13 protein-coding genes are annotated in these 15,837 nt (G+C 71.7%); 8 read left to right on the top strand and 5 right to left on the bottom strand.

Annotation, left to right across the window (positions count from 1 at the left end):
* The first annotated feature begins 10 nt into the window (after nt 1–10).
* Nucleotides 11–448 carry a GNAT family N-acetyltransferase gene (locus tag ACWDLG_RS22465; protein ID WP_449922679.1) on the top strand — a complete coding sequence of 146 codons (438 nt, stop codon included), beginning with the start codon at nt 11–13 and terminating at the stop codon, nt 446–448.
* Nucleotide 449: 1 nt separating this feature from the next.
* Here ACWDLG_RS22465 and ACWDLG_RS22460 read toward each other — a convergent pair whose 3' ends face one another.
* The 4 genes from ACWDLG_RS22460 to ACWDLG_RS22445 are packed head-to-tail and all read right to left on the bottom strand — an operon-like array spanning nt 450 to nt 6,063.
* Nucleotides 450–668, bottom strand: a complete 219-nt coding sequence (locus ACWDLG_RS22460) for a cold-shock protein (RefSeq protein ID WP_449922677.1) — start codon at nt 666–668, stop codon at nt 450–452.
* Nucleotides 669–675: 7 nt separating this feature from the next.
* Nucleotides 676–1,128, bottom strand: a complete 453-nt coding sequence (locus tag ACWDLG_RS22455; protein ID WP_449922675.1) for a hypothetical protein — start codon at nt 1,126–1,128, stop codon at nt 676–678.
* 5 nt (nt 1,129–1,133) lie between these two features.
* Nucleotides 1,134–2,762 carry an alpha/beta hydrolase gene (locus tag ACWDLG_RS22450; RefSeq protein WP_449922673.1) on the bottom strand — a complete coding sequence of 543 codons (1,629 nt, stop codon included), beginning with the start codon at nt 2,760–2,762 and terminating at the stop codon, nt 1,134–1,136.
* A gap of 31 nt (nt 2,763–2,793) precedes the next feature.
* Nucleotides 2,794–6,063, bottom strand: coding sequence for an indolepyruvate ferredoxin oxidoreductase family protein (locus ACWDLG_RS22445; protein WP_449922671.1), 3,270 nt, complete (start codon nt 6,061–6,063; stop codon nt 2,794–2,796).
* 79 nt (nt 6,064–6,142) lie between these two features.
* Between ACWDLG_RS22445 and ACWDLG_RS22440 the strand changes: the two genes are divergently transcribed.
* On the top strand, nt 6,143–6,595 hold the full coding sequence (locus tag ACWDLG_RS22440; protein WP_354913374.1) for an Lrp/AsnC family transcriptional regulator: 453 nt from the start codon (nt 6,143–6,145) through the stop codon (nt 6,593–6,595).
* Nucleotides 6,596–6,690: 95 nt separating this feature from the next.
* Here ACWDLG_RS22440 and ACWDLG_RS22435 read toward each other — a convergent pair whose 3' ends face one another.
* A complete protein-coding gene (locus ACWDLG_RS22435; RefSeq protein WP_449922669.1) occupies nt 6,691–7,515 on the bottom strand; it encodes an alpha/beta fold hydrolase in 825 nt (274 codons plus the stop codon).
* A 383-nt stretch (nt 7,516–7,898) separates the two neighbouring features.
* Between ACWDLG_RS22435 and ACWDLG_RS22430 the strand changes: the two genes are divergently transcribed.
* The 6 genes from ACWDLG_RS22430 (at nt 7,899) to ACWDLG_RS22405 (ending at nt 15,754) form a co-directional block, all read left to right on the top strand.
* The gene (locus ACWDLG_RS22430) at nt 7,899–8,177 is read left to right on the top strand and encodes an FmdB family zinc ribbon protein (RefSeq protein WP_354913371.1); all 279 of its coding nucleotides are present in this window, start codon (nt 7,899–7,901) and stop codon (nt 8,175–8,177) included.
* Between the two features lie 125 nt (nt 8,178–8,302).
* Nucleotides 8,303–8,962 carry an AmiS/UreI family transporter gene (locus ACWDLG_RS22425; protein WP_449922668.1) on the top strand — a complete coding sequence of 220 codons (660 nt, stop codon included), beginning with the start codon at nt 8,303–8,305 and terminating at the stop codon, nt 8,960–8,962.
* An 87-nt stretch (nt 8,963–9,049) separates the two neighbouring features.
* A complete protein-coding gene (fmdA, locus tag ACWDLG_RS22420; RefSeq protein WP_354913368.1) occupies nt 9,050–10,297 on the top strand; it encodes a formamidase in 1,248 nt (415 codons plus the stop codon).
* A gap of 371 nt (nt 10,298–10,668) precedes the next feature.
* The gene (locus ACWDLG_RS22415; protein WP_354913367.1) at nt 10,669–11,097 is read left to right on the top strand and encodes a hypothetical protein; all 429 of its coding nucleotides are present in this window, start codon (nt 10,669–10,671) and stop codon (nt 11,095–11,097) included.
* 205 nt (nt 11,098–11,302) lie between these two features.
* Complete coding sequence (locus ACWDLG_RS22410) at nt 11,303–15,388, top strand: hypothetical protein (RefSeq protein WP_449922666.1); 4,086 nt, start codon at nt 11,303–11,305, stop codon at nt 15,386–15,388.
* A gap of 63 nt (nt 15,389–15,451) precedes the next feature.
* Nucleotides 15,452–15,754: an antibiotic biosynthesis monooxygenase family protein gene (locus tag ACWDLG_RS22405; protein WP_354913363.1), complete on the top strand. Its 303-nt coding sequence runs from the start codon at nt 15,452–15,454 to the stop codon at nt 15,752–15,754.
* Nucleotides 15,755–15,837: the final 83 nt, after the last annotated feature.

Raw genomic sequence — 15,837 nt, 5'->3', positions numbered from 1 at the left:
GGCTGCGTGGGTGCTGATCGAGGAACGCGCACCCGGCGACGGTGAACTCCGGTCCCTCCTGGAAGCCGCCTTCGCCGAACTCGTCGCCCGCTACGGACCCGAAGGACGGTCAGGCGTGGACCCGGCGGCCCGCTTCCTGATCGCGGTCGCCGACGGGACGGCGGTGGCGTGCGGAGCCCTCCAGCCGGTCGACGCGGTGACGGCCGAGGTGAAGCGCAGGTACGTGCGGCCCTCCCACCGAGGGCTCGGAGCGGCCAGGGCCCTGCTCAAGGCGCTGGAGTCCATGGCCGCGGACGCCGGGTACGCGCGCATCCGCCTGACCACCGGCATCAGGCAGCCGGAGGCGATCGCGCTGTACGAGAGCTCCGGGTACACGCGGATCCCGGCATACGGGAAGTACGCCGACGAGCCGGCCAGCAGGAGCTACGGGAAGGACGTGGGGCGGTAGGTCAGAGCTTGCGGACGTTGGTGGCGCAGAAGTCGAAGCTGTCCTGGCTGCGTTCGACCAGGTCGAACTCGACGGGGTCGCCGGCGTGGAGCACGCGGTAGCCTGCGCCGACGATGTCGCTGAAGTGGGCGAAGGCGTCCTTGCCCGGCGGGAGGTCGGGCGAGGAGATCGCGCCCCAGCCTTTCTCCGGCTTCCAGAACTTGACGGTGCCTCGGGTCATGCAGAGATCATTCCACGTCGGGCCAGATGCACGTCGAGGTGACGCCGATACCGAGGACGTCGCCCTGGGTCCACGACAGGGAAAGGATGAAGTCGTCGGGACGGCTCTGGGCCGCAATGTCAGGCTGTCCGATATCCAGACCGGTCGCTTGGGTGATGGTATGCCCTTGATCGCGCCAGTGGCCTCTGACGCGCTCCGCGACAGCCACAAGGCGGTCTTTCGGGATGCCCCTCAGGTAATACGTGCGGGTAACGATGATGCGATCCTCGGATCCGCCGTCTGTGGCCCCCACGCAGTAACGGCGGTTGAGACTGGGCCGATAGAGATCGAGATCGGGCTTCGGGTGCATGACCGAAACGGTGTCTTGGATGAGTTGTTCGACGCGGTCCACTGCCTGCTGTTCGTTCATCGTCGTTGCCTTCGCGCACGCGGTGAGGATCAGGAAGAGAAGCAGGATCATGCGAGTCAAGGCTGCTCTCCGGCGTTCTGGGTGACTCTGTGGTATTCGCCGTTGACGATGTGGGCCAGATTTCTCAACGACTGTGAATGGTCATTCCAGTAGTCGGAGTGGGCTTTGAAGGTCAGGTAGAAGGGGCCGTCTTCGACGTAGAACCGGCGGGCGCCGAAGCTGTCGTCTCCTGGGTCGTTTCCGAAGCGCGCCAGGTCCGCCACCGGGTCTCCCGCCGCCTCTCCCGCCCACACCCTCCCAGGACCGACCCCCAGTTCCTCCGCTCGCCGTACCCCCACCCCGGGGCTGCCGACGAAGACCAGTTCGTCGGCGAACCGCCCGTGCCGTAGGAGGGCCGCCTTGCCGGTCACCAGTGACCCGTAGCTGTGCCCCAGCATCGTGAGTTTCGCCTTTCCCGAAGGGTCGTGGCTGGCTCGCAGCCCGTCCACGAGTGACGCCAGCGCGCGAGCGCCCGTGTCGGCGGCGCCGTCCGTCGCCACGCTCCGGCCGGGGACGGTCAGCTGCCAGTCGATCTGTGGTGCCCGGTAGCCCAGCCAGGCGATGGAGGCGATCTTCCGGCCGGGCGCGAAGTAGTGCGCCTGGTCCCACAGCACCGCGGCCCGGTTCAGGTCCTCGTGGAAGGAGGCGAGCCTGGTGTTCATGCCGGGCACGTACGTCACCACGCGGTCCGCCGTGTCGGGGTCGCCGAAGGAGATCGCGGCCTCCCCGAGGGAGCGGACGTCGAAGGACAGCAGGTAGGCCGGCGGCCGGCCGTTCCTGCCGCCCTGGGCCAGGCCCTGCTCGATGACCTTCACGTGGTCGAGTTCGCGCATCACCTGGTCGAGGACGGCCGGCCACGTGAGCGCGAGGTGCGGGTCGGGCGGGACGGTGGTGAGCAGCGCGGCGAGCCTGGCCTTCTCGGTGGCCAGCAGCGCCCTGTTGGCCCGGTCGCGGACGGTCACGGGCAGCCCGTCGAGGAACCCGGCGGCGGGCAGCGCCTTGAGCACCTGGTCGCGGGCCGTGCTGTCGAGCATGCGCCACCACGCGCTCACCCGGGCCGCGAGCGTCGGGTCGGCCGCCTGCCGCTGCAGGTCGAGCAGCCGGGCGAGGGCGGCGGTGTCGCCCGCGGCGGCACCGTTCAGCAGGCCGGTGGCGGTGGAGGGGGCGTGCCCGCCGTACAGGCCGAAGGCGACCAGGGGCGCGGGCGCGAGCTCGCCGCCGTCGCGCAGGATGAGGGCGAGGCGGCGGCGCAGGTCGCCGGCCTGGGCGGCCGCCCACGCGCCGATGGCGGCGACCTCGGGGGCGCCGAGGCCGGCCGCGGCGCGCGGCAGCTCGTCGGCCGCGATGGTCAGGCCGGTGAGCAGGCGGCGGAGCTGGGCGGGCTCGACTCCGGCGAACGAGCCGTGGACGGCGCTCACCGCGGTGGCGGGCCGGCTGAGGGAGGGGACGGCGTCGCCTTCTGCCGCGATCCTGCGCAGGGCCGACTCCAGCGCCGCCACGAGGGCGGCGCGCTGCCTGGCGAGATCGGCGGCGAACGCGGGCGCGCCGCCGCCGACCCAGGCCTGGGCCGCCAGGGCCCGTGCGGGCTCGTCGAGGATCCCGGCGACCTCGGCGGCGTGCCGTACGGCATGCTGAAAGCCCACCATGGCCACACAGAGTAGCCGGGCGGCTACCGGATCAGCTCGCGGATTCCAGCAATGCGGCCGCCCGGGCGCGGTAGTCGGCCACCCCGCGCAGCTTGACGTGCTCGTAGCCGCGGATCACGTCGGGCAGCTCGGCCAGCTGGAGCACCTTCTCCTCCGGCAGGCCCGACGACAGGGCGCGCAGCAGGTCGCCGGTGTACTCCTCGGCGAGGCTCCGCTCGGTGCTGCGCACCTCGCCCAGGCCGAACGGGTCGAGCTTGGTGCCGCGCAGCTTCCGCATGCCGTACAGGGCCTTGAAGGCGGGGTCGAACCACGGGCCGAGGGTGAGCTTGCGCTTGAGCCCGAGCGCGCGCAGCACCGGCGGGTGCAGGTTGTAGGCCACGCGGGTGCCGGGGCCGAACTCTGCGGCGATCCTGGCCCGCTCGGCCGGGTCGAGGTGGAGGCGGGCGACCTCGTACTCGTCCTTGTAGGCCATCAGCTTGTACAGGTGCGTGGCGTAGGCCTCGGTGACCGCGGCGGGCGCCATGCCGTGCACCTGGCGCACGGCCGCCAGGTAGCGCTGCGCGTAGCGGGGGTTCTGGTAGGCGACCAGGTCGGGCACCCGTACGGCCAGCAGCCGGTGCAGCTCGCTGCCCTCGCCGGCGAAGGCGATCCGCCGCAGCACCTCCGCCGACGGCGCGGCCGGGACCGGGGCGGGGAAGAGCGCGTCCACCGCCGACGGCGCGGCGATGACCGCGCGGCCCCAGTGGAAGGCCGTCGCGGACCTGCCGAGGGCCTTCTCCATCGACGCCAGCGACAGCGGGATGAGGCCGAGCTGCCAGGCCGCGCCCAGCACGATCGTGTTGGCCTGCATGTGGTCGCCGAACAGCGTCTGCGCGAGGCGTTCGGCGTTGAGTGCCACGACGGAGCGGGTGCGCGCCTCCAGCGCGGTCAGCTGCGGCCCGAGGTCGGTGACGTGCGTGGACGGGTCGACGACCATGCCGCCGGTGGGCGACAGGTGCGTGGAGACCACCGCGACCGTGCGCGTGGGGGAGGCGGTGCGAAGGTGCCTGGGGTCGGTCGCGCCGATCACGTCGAGCGCCAGGTAGGCGTCGACGGAGGCGGCGGTGGCCTGGCCCGACCTGTCCTCCTCGCCGTCGAACAGGCGGAGGTCGGAGACGACGGTGCCGCCCTTCTGCGCCAGTCCGGTCTGGTCGAGGCCGCGCGACTGGCGCCCGTCCATCAGGGCGGCCTTGCCGAGCAGCCGGGCGACCGACACCACGCCGGTGCCGCCGATGCCGACCAGCCGGATCGTGGTGTCCTTGGGGTGGATGTCCGGCAGGGGCAGGTCGGGGGGAGTGGGGACGGTCGTGCGCTTCTTGGCGCCCGGAATGATCGTCAGGAACGAGGGGCAGTCACCCTCGACGCACGAGTAGTCCTTGTTGCAGGAGGACTGGTGGATCTCGGTCTTGCGGCCGTACTCCGTCTCGACCGGCAGCACCGACAGGCACTCCGACTTCTGCCCGCAGTCGCCGCACCCTTCGCACACCCGCTGGTTGATCGCCACCCGCTTCACCGGGTCGGGCAGCTCGCCCTTCTTGCGCAGCCGGCGCTTCTCCGCCGCGCACTGCTGGTCGTGGACCAGCACGGTGACGCCCTCGACGGCGGCCAGCTCACGCTGCGCCTGTTCGAGCTCGGCACGGTCGCGCAGCGAGGCGATCGGCGACAGCCGTACGCCCTGGTAGCGGGACGGATCGTCGCTCGTGACGATCACCTTGCGCACACCCTCCAGCTCCAGCCAGTGGGTCAGCGACGCCACCGACAGCGCCGGTGTGATCGTCTGTCCGCCGGTCATGGCGACCGCGCTGTTGTAGAGGATCTTGTAGGTGATGTTGACGCCGGCGCCGACCGCCGCCCTGACGGCCAGCGAGCCGGAGTGGTGGAAGGTGCCGTCGCCGAGGTTCTGGAAGATGTGCCGGGTGCCGGTGAACGGGGCCTGCCCGATCCACTGCGCGCCCTCACCGCCCATCTGGGTGAGCCCGGCGAGCCGGCCCTTGCCCTCGGGGTTGAGCACGACCATGGTGTGGCAGCCGATGCCCGCCGCCACGACCGAGCCCTCGGGAACGGCGGTGGAGCGGTTGTGCGGGCACCCGGAGCAGAAGAACGGCGTGCGGGTGGGCCCGAGCAGCTTGAGCGGCTCGCGCGGGCGCGGCAGGTCGATGGACAGCCGGTCGGCCAGCACGCGGGCGACCAGGTCGGCGTCGACGCCGCCGTGGTGCGGGACGACCGCCTTGCCGGTGACGGCGGGCGCGTCGGGCGTGCCGTACAGCACGTCCTTGACCAGGCCCTCCAGCAGCGGCGCCTTCTCCTCGACGACGATGATCTCCGACAGGCCCTCGGCGAACTCCCGCACGATCTCCGGTTCCAGCGGCCACAGCATGCCGATCTTCAGCAGCCGGATCTCGTCGGTGAGGCCGAGCTTCCTGCACGCCTCGCGCACGTCGTAGTAGGCGGTGCCGGCGGCGACGACGCCGATCGTGGCGCCCGGCGCGGCGCAGGTGATCTGGTTGAGGCCGTTGGCGCGGGCGTAGGCGCGAGCCAGCTCCAGGCGCGGCCCGACCAGGGTGCGCTCCATGTCCAGCGAGTACGGCGTGAGCAGCGTGGCGTCGGGCGTGTGCCGGTACGGCCTGCCCTGCCACATCACCTCCGGCATGACGGGCTTGACCCGGTCGGGATCGAGGTCGACGGTCGCGGTGGCGTCCACCACGTTGGCCACCGCCTTGATCGCCACCCACAGGCCGCTCGCCCGGGACGCGGCGATCGCGTGCCTGCCGAGGTCGAGCAGCTCCTGGACGGTGCCGGGGAAGATCACCGGCATGCCGAGGGCGGCCAGCGTGCTCTCGGTGGCGCTGGGCAGGGTGGAGGACTTGCAGGTCGGGTCGTCGCCGCAGAGCGCGATCAGCCCGCCCTCGGGGTGCGCGCCGACGAAGTTGCCGTGCCGGAGGGCGTCGGCCGCCCGGTCGACGCCGGGGGCCTTGCCGTACCAGACGCCCAGGACGCCCGTCTTGCGCGGGTCGGGCAGGGAGGGGACCAGCTGGCTGCCCCACACCGCGGTGGCGCCCAGCTCCTCGTTCTGGCCGGGACGGTGGACCACGCCCTCCGGCTTGGTCCTGGCCAGCTCCTGGTCGAAGCCGCCCAGGGGCGATCCCGGGTAGCCGGAGACCATGGCGCCGGTGTCCAGGCCCGCCCTGCGGTCCGCGGCCAGCTGGTCCTCGATCAGCCGCACCAGCGCCTGCGTCCCACTCATGAAGGCGTCGCTCGTCATGCCGTGAGATTATTTCAAGGATCGCGGCAGGTGATGTCAATACTTGCGGTGGTTTACGCCCCGGTTAGCATCTGTGGTCATGGATGCTACGGATCGCGCAATTCTTCGCCTCCTGCAGGAGGACGGTCGGCTCAGCAACATCGAGTTGGCCGACCGGGTACGGCTGACGCCGTCGCCCTGCCTGCGCCGGGTGCGCAACCTGGAGGACAGCGGGGTGATCTCCGGCTACCGCGCGGTGGTGGACCCGCCGTCGGTCGGGCGCGGTTTCCAGGTCCTGGCCTACGTCGAGCTGGAGGGCCAGGACGCCGAGACCGTCACGGCGTTCGAGTCCGCGGTGATGGAGGTGGAGGACGTCATCGAGTGCCTGCGCATGTTCGGGCGGCCCGACTACGTGCTACGGGTCGCGGTGGCCGACATGGACGCCTACAGCCGCCTGTGCCTGGAGAAACTCGGTCGGCTGCCCGGGCTCGACAAGCTCACCTCGCAGATCGCGATGAAGGCGCTCAAACCCGGCGGTTCGCTCCCGCTGTGACGCCCCCGCGGGGGACGAGGGCTGCGAGCGGCGGGGCCAGGCGGCACGGGGAACGGCGCCGGCCTGGCCTCCTCCGATCGTGCGTTCGGTCCATCTCAGCCGCGCAGCACCTCGTCCAGCCTGGCGGCGAACGGCCCGGCCGCCGTGGTGAACCCGGCGTGGTCGCCGGGGAAGACCACCGGCTCGACGCCCAGGGCCTCGGCCAGCGCGATCGCCGCACGGCGGGCCAGCTGCCCGTCGGTGGTCTCGCCGATGCCGACCACGATCCTGGGCCGGCCGGCCCGCAGCGTCTCCACGTCGGGCCGGAAGCGGCTCAGCGGCCTGACCCCGTGCGCCAGGAAGAAGGCGAGGTTGCCGCCCATCCTGCCGAACATCTCCATCTGCTCGGGCGTCGGCGGCTCCTGCGGCGGGGTGGGGGCGTTCTCGCCCATGCCGATGAGCTCCTCGAACCGCTTCATGCCCGCCGGCACCCCCTCGCGGTGGTAGGCCGCCTCGACCTCGAGCATTCCCGCGGTGACCGTGTCGGCGTCGGGCAGCAGCGCGACGCACGGCGGCTCGTGCGCGACCAGAGTGTGGACCAGCGAGGGGTGCCTGGCGGCCAGGTTGAGGGCGATCTGGGCGCCGCCGCTGCTGCCGAGCACGTACGCGGGCGCGCCGCCGAGCGCGGTGAGCAGCGCCGCCGCGTCGTCGCCGTGGACGTCGACGTCCTGGTCGAGGGTGGGGTCGTCGGGAACGCTGCGCGAGTTGCCGCGCGGGTCGTAGGAGACGACCGTGTAGCGGTCGGCGAGCGGGGCGGCGATGGCCGAGAAGATGCCCGCGTCCGTGGGGCCGCCGGGGATCATCAGCAGGATCGGGCCCGAGCCCTGCACCTCGTAGTAGAGCTGCGCGCCGGGCACCTGCAAGGTCTCTGTCTTCGTCATGCGAGGAGCTTCTCACCGACAAATTTTTTTGTCAAGGGCCTCTCGTTGGCCGGGCCCGGCGACCGCGCGGTCTCCGGGGCGCCGGACTGCCGCGACGACCGGGCCGGATCCGTCAAACGTCCGGCAAATCCTCACGCGTCATCGGAAGAGCAGTCGGCGTCGCGTTAAAAACCTGGCTACATCCCACCGGCATGCGCGGCGGTTGAGTTACAGTTCTCCGCTTTCCCCCTCAAAACAGCGCGCCGAGCCGCCCTTACCGCCGGATTGACATGGCGTTGAGGAAGAGGTTGCCTGAAGTATGCCTAGATCGCCGTGGACCGGCGACGGGTCTGCGGTGCCGAAGGCCGGAGAAGTGCGAGCTTGATCTCTGGCGGAGGATGCCTATGGCAATCTACGAGTACCGCTGCGCCGATTGCGGGCGATTCGAGGTGCGGCTGCCGATAGGCACCGCCACGACGACGTGCGACTGCCCCACCTGTCAACGCCCTGCCCAACGGGTCTTCTCCTCGCCGTACCTCAGCCGGGTCGCCCCGGCCGTGGCCGCCGCGCGCGCCAGCGAGGAACGCAGCCAGGAGGCGCCCGAGGTCGTCACGAGCGTGCCACCGGCGCGGCGGCGCAGGTCGCCGCCGCACCCCGCGCTGTCGCGCCTGCCCCGGCCCTGACAACGGAATCAACGCGGACACGCGTGCGTGAACCGCTCACGCGCGCGTACGAACACGGCGGCACCCACCGGGCCGTCCGGCGTGGGTGATGCCGCCACACCACAACACCAGGAGGTGCGTCGCTCATGGGAGCCGTCGGACTGCTCTACGTCGGCGCGGTGCTCTTCATCAACGGACTGATGCTCCTGAAGAAGGTGGAACCGCGCGCGGCAGGCGTCTTCAACCTCTTCGTCGGGACGCTGCAGGTGATAACGCCCACGGTGCTGATCATCACCAGCGGTGGGGACGCGTTGACGATCCTCGGCGCGTCGGGGATCTATCTCTTCGGTTTCACCTACCTCTACGTCGGGATCAACCTGCTCGGCGGGTTCGACTCGACTGGAGTCGGCTACTTCTCGCTGTTCGTGGCCATCATGGCGCTCGGGTACTCGTGGGCGAACTTCCAGCTCCTCGGTGATCCGGCGTTCGGCGTCATCTGGCTCTACTGGTCGTACCTGTGGTTCCTCTTCTTCGTGCTGCTGGGCCTGAAGAACGAGCAGATCACCACGTACACGGGCTGGGTCACGGCGATCGAGGGATGGGTCACGGCGGCGATCCCCGCGTTCATGGTCCTCACCGGCTACTGGCGGAACACCAACGTCATCGCGATCGTCCTCGCCGTTTTCGGCCTGGTGGTCTTCATCGCGCTGTGGCCGCTGACCCGCAAGCGGGAGCCCGCCCCCGCCGAGCCGACGCCGAGCGACCAGCTGGGCGCGGAAGGCAGGCGCCGGCCCCGCTGGACGTGAGACGAGGAGATCCGCAACCGGGAAGGAGGTGATGCCCGCGCCGCCATCGAGTCTCCACCGACACCATCAGCAAGGAAGGCATGCACCATGCCCAATGTCGTCTTCGGCGTCGACCAATCGATGTCCATGCGCGACCAGAAGATCCCCGGGCACAACCGCTGGCACCCGGACATCCCGGTGGCCGACATGGTACGTCCAGGGGACGAGTTCCGAGTCGAGTGCAGGGAATGGACCGACGCCCAGATAGGCAACAACGACTCCGCCAACGACGTACGCGACGTCGACCTGACCGTCGCGCACGTGCTGAGCGGACCCATCGGGGTGGACGGCGCCGAGCCGGGCGACCTGCTGGTCGTCGACATCCTCGACCTCGGCGCCGTGCCACAGCAGGTCGGGGACGCGCCAGGACAGGGATGGGGGTACACCGGCATCTTCGCCAAGGCGAACGGCGGTGGATTCCTGACCGACTACTTCCCTGACGCCTACAAGGCGATCTGGGATTTCCACGGACAGGTCGCCACATCCCGTCACCTGCCAGGTGTCCGCTACACCGGCATCACCCACCCCGGGCTCTTCGGCACCGCGCCATCGGCCGAGCTGCTCGCCGCCTGGAACCGCCGGGAGCAGGCACTCATCGACACCGATCCGGATCGGGTCCCGCCGCTCGGCCTGCCACCGCTGGCCGAGAACGTCATCGCCGGTACGGCGGGCGGCGACGTGGCCCAGCGGGTCGCCAGCGAGGGCGCCCGCACCGTTCCGGCACGGGAGAACGGCGGAAACCACGACATCAAGAACTTCACCCGCGGGGCCAGGGTCTTCTACCCCGTGCACGTGAAGGACGCGAAGCTCTCCGGAGGTGACCTGCACTTCAGTCAGGGCGACGGCGAGATCACCTTCTGCGGGGCGATCGAGATGGGCGGTTACATCGACTTCCACGTCGACCTCATCAAGGGCGGCATGGAGAAGTACGGTGTCACCACCAACCCGCTCTTCATGCCCGGCAACGTCGAGCCTCGCTACTCGGAGTTCCTGTCGTTCATCGGGATCTCCGTCGACCACGACACCGACACCAACTACTACCTCGACGCGACGGTGGCCTACCGCAGAGCATGCCTCAACGCCGTCGAGTACCTCAAGAGGTGGGGCTACTCCGGAGAGCAGGCCTACCTGCTCCTCGGCTCGGCGCCGATCGAGGGGCGTGTCAGCGGCATCGTCGACATTCCCAACGCTTGCTGCTCGCTCTACCTGCCCACGGCGATCTTCGACTTCGACGTCCGTCCGAACCCGGAGGGGCCCGTCAGGAAGGAACGCGGGCAGTGCGCGGTGACGAGCTGACCGCCACCGAGGGCCGGACGGCCCTCGCGGACAGGAACGGCCGCCGCGCGATCCTTGATCGGTGAGGAGGAGCAACACGGAGCGCGCGGCGGCCGTGATCGTGCCATTTCCGGCTATTGACCGGCCTGCCGGTTTATTAAAGTTTTGGTCTGTTTATCGGTATCTTGGGTTTCCTGGGTGATTCGGGGTCAAGCGCCTTCCGTGCCAGGTCGGAGGCGCTTTCGCGGTGTGTCGCGATCATTCTGTCGACAGTCAAACCGGCCGACCAAGTACGAAGAATGCGCAAAAATCCGGTTATTCTCGCGTGTAGTCCGCAACCCCAGCCAACTCCCGGCCACGAGTACGCGCCGGCCACGTCGAAGGGTTGATTCATGAACAATGACGCCGTGTGGGTCCGTAGCGTGACGGGCATCCAGTTGCACCACACCACGGACCTCCAGGACGCCAGCCGATTCCTGGGCAACGCGGTGATGGCGCTGCGAGCCGCGCACGTACGAACGGGCGACGGCCGGTACTTCGACCTCGCCGACCAGCTCAAGGTCATGGTGGCCGAGGCGCGCACGCTGGAGGGCCAGGCCAGGGAGCGCATGCAGGCGCTGCACTCCGCCGACCCCCAGCAGTTCGTCCGCTGCCGCGAGGGCGAGGAGCCCTGGCCCGACGAGATCCAGGCGGGCTTCGTGCCCCGCCACACCTGCAACGATCGGTGCCTCTACCACGATCACGACGTGCTGGACGCCATCATGCAGTGCATCTGCGCCCGTCCCCCGTGCCGGGCCTGCGCCATCGCCGGCGCCCCGTGACGCGAGCGGTACGGCTCGTCACCCGGCACACCCCTGCGCGGTGAACCTTCTGCGCCCGGCGTGCGAAGGTCCCTGAGCGCCACGGTGGACAGGCGCGGACTTGACCCGATCCGTCAGTAAATCCGGACTTGACGGATTGTGGGCAGGTATGGTCGGCTCTTACCTTTCGTGATCAGTCGGCCACATATCCGGGGGAAAGCCAGTCATGCCGCGGCTGTCCTGTGTCCTGCTCGTCTGCGCGCTGGTCGCCGGCGTGCCCACGGCGGCGCACGCCGTACCCGTGACCGGGCGAGCACCGGCCGGTGCGGCGGAGGCCGGATGGCGCGCCGCCGCCGAGGACGGCAGGCCGCGGATCGAGCCGGTACCCCGGGTGCGGGTCCCGGCGGCGGCGCAGGCGGGTACTGCACGCAGGCCCTCCCTGGCGGCAGGGGCCGGAGCCGAACGGCCCCAGGGCCCGGGCGAGCCGGCCGTGACGATCCCCGCAGGCCCTACGCTGGTCGACCAGGTGATCGCCGAGGCCGGCAAGCGGATGTCGGGGCCGGCCCCCTCACCCGAGCTCGTCCTGCCCGCCGCCGAGCCGGGCGGGCTGACCCTGCTGCCGGTCCCGAAGGGCCACAGGCTCCCGCTGCCGCCCGAGATCCGCCTCCCCGTGGTGGGAGAGGGGGTGCCGGTGGCCACGTTCAAGCTGTGCGCGTCCAGTGCCGCGCTGCCCGCCGCGTGCTCCTCCGCGCGGCCGGTGGCCACGCCCGTCCAGGCGGACGTCACCGGCGACGGCATGCCCGACCTGCTCGCCACGCTGGTGCCGCAGCAGGCCGAGGGCGAGCGGGCCGGCATCGGCTTCGGCGTCGTCCAGCTCGGCGGCCCCGTCAAGGCGCAGGTGTGGGCGGAGTACGCGGTCGGTTCCGGCACGGTGGTGAAGGTCGGCTTCGACGGCTACCGCAGGGGCACCGCGCTGGCGGGCCGCGACTGGGGCGTCTTCACCGTCGACCTGCCCGCGCTCGCGGCCGGGCGCGTCGACGTGCGGGCGACCGTACGGCGCAGCGCCCCCGGATCCTCCGCCGCCACCATCGCGGGACTGGAGGGCAAGGCCGTGGTCAGCCTGCGCCAGACGCCTGCCACCGAACGCTTCAGCGCCCACGCCAGGCTCGACGGCGGCCGCAGCGCGCTGACCGCCACCGCCTCGGCGCCCGCCGAGCTCGACGCCCTCGTGGTCGCGGAGCGGCGCCGGTTCACCCAGGTGACGGTGGACCGGATGGGCACCCGGCTGACCGCCGAGCTGACCAGGCCCGGTGCCGTCCACTTCGCCGGCACCGCGCCCATCGCCAGGGCGAGCTTCCACGACTACGTGTTCAGCGACGGCAGGCTGTCCAGGGCCGCCGGGCTGTCGATCACCCGGCTGCCGCGCGAGTTCCGCGCCACCGCCACACCCCAGGGGCTGTCGGTCACCTCCGGCGCGCCCCGGGCCAAGGCCGCCGACCTGAGCTTCTACGACGCCGCCAGGGACCAGACGGTCGTCAGCGCGCGCCTGACCGGACTCCCGGCGACCATGACCGTCGAGCACGACGCCGCCGCCAACCGGATCGTCCACACCGCCAGCTCGCCCATGGGTCAGCTGACACTGCTGCTCCAGCGCGGGCAGGGCGCGATCGCCGCCCTGCCCGGCGACCATGTCACCATGATCAAGGACGGTGGCCGGCTGGGGGTCTCGGGCAGGCTGGCCGGGGTGGCGGGCTTCGATGCCACGTACGGCGCCGCGCCGCGCGTCCGGCTCGAGCTGGGGTCGGGCGGCAGGCCGTTCACCGGGGCGGCCGACATCGACGGGACGCACCTGGCCAGGCTGGAGATCTCCAACACGCCCGCGAAGGTGACCGCGGACCTGGATCCCGGCGCCCGCACGGCCCGCTACACCGCGCGCGGGACCATCGAACGGCTACGCGCCGCCTACGCCAACCGGAAGACGGGTCTGAGCGTCGACGCGAGCGTGCGCGGAGTCAGGGGGCGCGTCAAGGCGTCGTGGGCGCTCGGCCCGACGACGACCGTGGAGGTGGCCGCCCCCGGCAGGCTCGGCCGGATCGACCTGCACGCGGGCGCGCCGCAGGGGGTGGTGCGGGCGAGCGTGAAGGGGGTGCGCGGGCACCTCACCGCGGTGGCCGACACGGTGGGCAGGCGGCTGGAGTGGACCGCCGACGCGCCTGTCGCCTCGGTCGTGGCGTCGGCGAGGGCGGGGGAGCTGCGCGCCGGTTTCACCGTCACGGGGGTACCCGCCCGCTGGGCGGCCACCTGGGCCCTCCCCGGCACCCCGCTCTCACCTGCATCCGCGCCCTCACCTGGAACCGCGCCCTCACCTGGCACCCAGCCTTCCGTCACTCCGGCAGCCACCAGCACCCCGGCCGCTACCGGCACCCCCGCCGCCACCCAGGTGAGCTTCCGGGGACTGTCCGGCCCCATCGGCTCGGCGACGATCGCCGTCGCCAACCACGCCGACGCCACCGCGCCCATCGGCCCGCACCTGGCCGCCCACCACGACGCCGGCACCGGCAGGTTCGACGCCAGCGTCCGCCTCGACGGCCTGCGCAGGGCCGACCTCGCCGGGAACGCGACCGGCACCGGGTTCACCGCCGACGTGCAGGCCGCCCGCCGTCCCCTCGCCGTGGACGCCGACCTGCGCACCGCCACGGGAGACCGCTTCGGGGCCGCGGCCACGCTCGGCCCCGCCCCCGGCCGTATCGCGATCTCCAGCGCGAACGGCCGGCTGACCTACGACGCCTCCACCGTCAACCTGACCGGCCAGGTGTGGCTCGGCAACGCCGCCGCCGTCCCCGACGCGCCGCACGTCAAGGGCGGGATCTCGCTCGTCGACGGCGGCACCCCCGCGCGGCCCGGCCTGCGGGCCCACGTCGACCTCGAGGGACTGCCAGGCACGGTGGACGTCGACCTGGCCAGGAAGACCTTCACCTTCTCCGGCTTCCACCCGGCGGGCCGCAGACTGGCCCTCTACCTCGACAGCCGCGTGCTGGCCCCGGTCCCGATCAGGGCCAGCGCCACCCTCACCGGGCTGCCGTCCGCGGTCACCCGCATGACCGTCGGCCCGTTCGCCCTGCAGGGGCAGTCCGTCACGGCCGGCTACGCCGTCGAACCCGCCGCCACGCTCGGCAGCCTGGAGGTCCGCGCCGAGGCCGACCAGGGCAGGCTGCGCGGCCGGGTGCTCGTCGACCCCGTGCCCGCCGCGGTCTCGGTCACCGGCGCGTACGGCGGCCGCACCAGGATCCGGGTGCGCAACTCCGCCCCGGTGGAGCGCCTGGAGGCGGCCGTGACGTCGGGCGCGGCGACGGGATCGCTGCGGTTCACGGACGTCCCCTCGGTCTTCGGCCTCGACGCCGACACCAACGCCTCGGCCCTGCGGCTGCCCACGCTCACCTACAAGGCCGACGCCGGCACCCTCGACGGGCTGCTCGCCGTCCAGGCGGGACTGATCGAGAAGGTCTACCGGCCGTCGCGGGGCCGCGTGCTCGACACCGTCCTGGAGGTCGGCGACCTGGCCGCCGACACCACCGCCAGGATCAACCCCGACCTGTCCATCGACCTGGCCTCCAAGCCCTCGCCCACCCGGTTGCTGCGCGCCCGCACGGGGCTGGAGCTGGAGCCAGTGCCGGCGCGGAAGGTCTCGGCCCGCAAGGACGTGCCGTACGCGGGCGGCTTCCTCGCCTACCGGCTCGACGGCCGGTTCGGGCTCGGTCCGAGCAGGATCGACGAGGTGACGATCGCCGTGCACGCGATGTCGTGGCTGCGCATCCGTCCCGGCAAGGTGCCTTTCGGGGCGGCGGCGCCGGCGGCCTTCGGGTTCGTCTCGCCCGGGTTCGAGGGCGGCTACGACCGGCTCGACCTGCGGGCAGGCGGGGTGGACCTGCGGCCCGACGTCCGGCTGGACGTCAAGGTCACCCGGAGCGTCGGCGCCGACGTGTTCGCCGAGCGGGTGCGGATGGGCCGGGCCACCTCGCTGCGGCTGCGCCGCTACGACCAGCGGATGCGGCCCATCAGCTCCAGGCAGGCGATCACGGCGGGCAGCGTGCCGCTGGCGTGCGTGACGGTCGGCACCAAGCCGGGCGTCGTGCCCGTCCGGCGGGGCGACACGCTGACGCTGCGCGGGGCGGAAGGGCCGCAGATGGTCTCGCTGCTCGACCCGGGCGGCCAGGTGCCCGGGTACGCGATCGACCTGCTCACCCACTTCATGTCGCCGTTCCCCGGGGCGGAGTGGAAGGTCGCCTCGGTCGAGGCGGGCCGCTGCGACTAGGACGGGCGTCCGGGCGGGCTGCGGGCATCTATGAAGGGACACCGCACCCGTACGGAGGAACCCATGATCGCCCGGATCTGGCACGGCGCCACCCCGATCGAGAAGTCAGCCGACTACCTGAGACTGATGCGGGAGGTCGCGATCCCCGACTACCGGTCGACGCCGGGCTGCCGGGGCGCCTACGTGTTGCGTCGTGAGGAGGGCGACGTCGCCCACTTCATCACGCTCACCTTCTGGGACAGCGAGGAGTCGGTCGCCGCGTTCGCGGGCGACGACGTCACCGTCGCCAAGTACTACGACTTCGACGCCGACTACCTGCTGGAGCAGGAGCCTCGGGTGACCCACCACGACCTGTACGACCGGTGAAGCCGCCGCTGCCGGCCGGCCGGCACCGGGGCGCCGCCGGCGGGCTGCCGGCCGCGGTCAGCCTCGAAAAGTTGAGGGGTGAG

The sequence above is a fragment of the Nonomuraea sp. NPDC003727 genome, from assembly GCF_053586935.1.
The sequence above is the reverse complement of the archived record's forward strand: the minus strand, read 5'-3'. Positions and strand labels throughout refer to the sequence as shown.